Origin of the sequence: Tsukamurella conjunctivitidis (genome assembly GCF_007858475.1) — a bacterium.
In the GTDB taxonomy this organism is placed as follows: Bacteria; Actinomycetota; Actinomycetes; order Mycobacteriales; family Mycobacteriaceae; genus Tsukamurella; species Tsukamurella conjunctivitidis.
In genome coordinates, this window is sequence record NZ_VIGX01000072.1 from 1 (window position 1) to 797 (window position 797).

1 pseudogene is annotated in these 797 nt (G+C 66.9%); it reads right to left on the reverse strand.

From position 1 onward, the window contains the following. Positions 1-738: pseudogene (locus tag FK530_RS24410) on the reverse strand (hypothetical protein); the annotation flags it as partial. Between the last annotated feature and the right edge of the window lie 59 nt (positions 739-797).

The following is a 797-nucleotide window of genomic DNA, read 5'->3' on the forward strand; positions in this document are numbered from 1 at the left end:
GCTGACGGCCGCGGTGGCCGTCGAGGGCTGCAGCTGCCTGCCGTCGGGCAGGACCAGGCGCAGGTTGGAGGCCAGGTAGTTGTCCGCGTTCTCGGAGTTGACGGTGCCGGCCTCGTCGAGGATGTCGGTGGCGGAGGACTTCGTGCCCGAGTTCAGGTAGAGGCGCACGGTACCGCCCTGCGACCCGTGCATGACCATGTCCAGGGGGACCGTGGCGGAGACCGTCTCGGTGGCGGAGTACGTGCCTCCGTCGAAGATGCCCAGGACGTTGCGGGACCAGTCCTCCTGCTGCGGGGTGCCGGTGATGACGGTGGAGCGCGTGAAGGAGTTGTAGAAGAAGATGTCGGTCTGGGTGACCTCGGCCGCGATCAAGGGCGCCGACTCCAGGGAGGAGACGAGATCCGAGGCGGCGACCTGCTCCTTGCCGATGACCAGGTTGGCGGGGGTGGACGTGTCATCACTGGTCGCCCGCAGCAGCGTCGTGCCGGAGACGGGCTGGCCGTCGGTGACGTTGAAGCGCAGCGGTGAGGGGTTGTGCGTGGGGTTGGTGAGAGTGTGAGTGTCGCTGCGGACCACGGGGTTCACCCCGTCGGAGACCTCGGTGTAGTAGTCGAGGGAACTGCGGTTGAGCAGGTCGATCCGCGTGATGCCCATCGAGTAGTTGTCGGAACCCGCAGTGGTGGTCAGGTCATGTGCCGTGAAGTCTGCCTGCCCCTGGATGCGGGTGAAGAGGGTCACCCGGTGGATGCTGCCCCCGTCGGAGGATGCGGTCAGGGACAGGGTCAGGTCCTTCGAGC